Genomic DNA, 2,216 nt, shown 5'->3' with positions numbered 1-2,216 from the left:
TGTCGGCCGAACTGAGAAACTGCCCCCCTGACGAAACGAAGACCTGACCCCTCCTTGGCAAAGGAGGAATAGATGTCGATTGGGGATTGGGCCCATCCTGCATTGTCGCGGACGGTGCGGGGAGACGAGATGCTTCAGGCTGAGGAGGTGGCCGCAATGCTGCGGCTGCATGGGCTTGGCTGGGGAGCCAAGCGGCTGGCCAGGGAATTCGGGTGCGCGCGCAATACGGTGCGGCGCTATCTGCGCCAAGGCGGGGCTGCGGCTTTCCGCAAGCCCGTGCGCCGGACGGCTTTCGACGGGCTGGATGACTGGCTGCGGGAGCGGTTCTTCCGGCATGGCGGCAATGCGGACGTGGTGCGCCAGGAGCTGGCGAGCGAACAGGGCATCGTCATCGGGCTGCGCTCGGTCGAGCTACGGGTGCAGCGCTGGCGCCGGGAGTTGAAGGCGCAGATGCGTGCAACCGTACGGTTTGAGACGGCGCCGGGCCAGCAGATGCAGATCGACTTCGGCGACACGCGGGTATGGGTCAGTGGCGAGCGGGTGCGGGTGCGCGTGTTTGTGGCCACCCTGGGCTACTCGCGCCGGCTGCATATCCGGGCCTCGCTGCGGGAGCGCCAGTCGGACTGGTTCGAGGGCATGGAAGGCGCCTTTCTGCGTTTCGGCGGGGTTCCGGCCGAAGTGCTGTTCGACAATCCCAAGGCGCTCGTCGAGCATCACGATGCGGCCACCCGAGAGGTGCGGTTCAACGGCCGGCTGCATGCCTTTGCCCGCTATTGGGGTTTTACCCCGCGCGCCTGTGCGCCCTACCGGGCGCGCACCAAGGGAAAGGACGAGCGCGGGGTCGGCTACGTCAAGAAGAATGCCATTGCCGGCCGCCGGTTCGAGAGCTGGGCCGCCCTCGAGGCGCATCTGGACCGATGGACGCGTGAGGTCGCCGATCAGCGGGTGCATGGCACCACCGGCGTAGCTCCGGCGGAGCGGTTTGCGTCCGAGGCCGGGGCGCTTCGTCCCCTCGGCGGGCGAGCCCCGTTCGGGCAGCTGCGGGATCTGGTGCGCAAGGTTCAGGCCGACTGCGCGATCGATCTGGACACGAACAGCTACTCGGTGCCCTGGCGGCTGATCGGGGAGAGCGTCCAGGTCGTGGTGCTGGGTGGACGCGTGATCGTACGTCATGCGGGCGAGGTCGTAGCCGATCATGCCCTGTGCCGAGGCCGCCGCCAACGGATTGTCGAGCGCGCGCATCTGGCCGGCGTTGTCGGTGCTGCGGGGCCGGTGCGGTCGGCGCCGACGGGCATCGTTGTGCCGCCCGCCCTGCTGCGACCGCTGGCCGAGTATGAGGCGCTGGTGGGAGGAGGCTGGTGATGACGGCCATCGATCACGAGGCGCTGGTGGCGATGCTCGACCGGCTCAAGCTGACGGCAATCCGCGACCAGCTCGACACGCTGCTGGATGAAGCGGCCCGCTCGGACATGACCTTGCGCGAGGCCTTGGCGTTCCTGGTGAAGCGCGAGATCGCACGACGCGACGAGCGGCGGATCGCCATGGCGAGCAAGATCGCGCAGTTCCCGTTTGTGCGTGAACTCGACGGCTTTGACTTCGACGCGCAGCCGTCGCTGGATCAGCGTCAGATCCGGGAGTTGGCCACCTGCCGCTGGGTCGCCCATGGCGACATGGTCTTGTTCCTGGGGCCGCCAGGCACCGGCAAGACTCATTTAGCAGTGGCTCTCGGGCGCGAGGCGATCCGGCAGACCTATAGCGTGCAGTTCGTCACGGCCACGACGCTGGTGGCGATGCTGGCCAAGGCCCACGACGATGGCCTACTCGACAAGCAACTGACGATCCTGGCGCGACCGAAGCTGCTAATCATCGACGAGCTCGGCTATCTGCCGTTCGAGGCCAATGCGGCGCATCTATTCTTCCAGCTGGTGTCGCGCCGCTACGAGCGGGGCTCGATCCTGATCACCTCCAACCGCTCCGTGGGCGAATGGGGCAGCGTGTTCGGGGATCCCGTGGTGGCGACGGCGATTTTGGATCGCTTGCTGCATCACTCGACGGTGATCACCATCCGCGGGGACAGCTACCGGCTTCGCGAAAAGCGCCGATCCGGCCTTCTGCAGAAGGTCGGAGCAGCACTCGAAACCGAGGGAACCACAAAGCAATGAGGGGGGTCAGATCTTCAGTGCGCCCAAGGGGTCAATTCTTCGGTTCGGTTGACA

At 66.6% G+C, this 2,216-nt stretch carries 2 protein-coding genes; both read left to right on the top strand.

Annotated elements, in window-relative coordinates:
• Positions 1 to 72 precede the first annotated feature (72 nt).
• Positions 73 to 1,362, top strand: a complete 1,290-nt coding sequence (gene istA, locus ILT44_RS30210) for an IS21 family transposase (RefSeq protein ID WP_204243302.1) — start codon at positions 73 to 75, stop codon at positions 1,360 to 1,362.
• Entirely contained in the window at positions 1,362 to 2,162 is an 801-nt protein-coding gene (gene istB, locus ILT44_RS30205; protein ID WP_204243301.1) for an IS21-like element helper ATPase IstB, read from the top strand. The genes istA and istB overlap by 1 nt, the downstream gene beginning before the upstream one ends.
• Positions 2,163 to 2,216 lie beyond the last annotated feature (54 nt).

Source organism: Microvirga arvi (assembly GCF_016892765.1).
Classification (GTDB): domain Bacteria; phylum Pseudomonadota; class Alphaproteobacteria; order Rhizobiales; family Beijerinckiaceae; genus Microvirga; species Microvirga arvi.
This window is presented reverse-complemented; position numbering and strand designations above follow the sequence as displayed.

What these genes read in the sequence shown, in the direction of transcription:
- istB (WP_204243301.1), top strand. Translation starts at nt 1,362, where the DNA reads ATGACGGCCATCGATCACGAGGCGCTGGTGGCGATGCTCGACCGGCTC.
- istA (WP_204243302.1), top strand. Translation starts at nt 73, where the DNA reads ATGTCGATTGGGGATTGGGCCCATCCTGCATTGTCGCGGACGGTGCGG.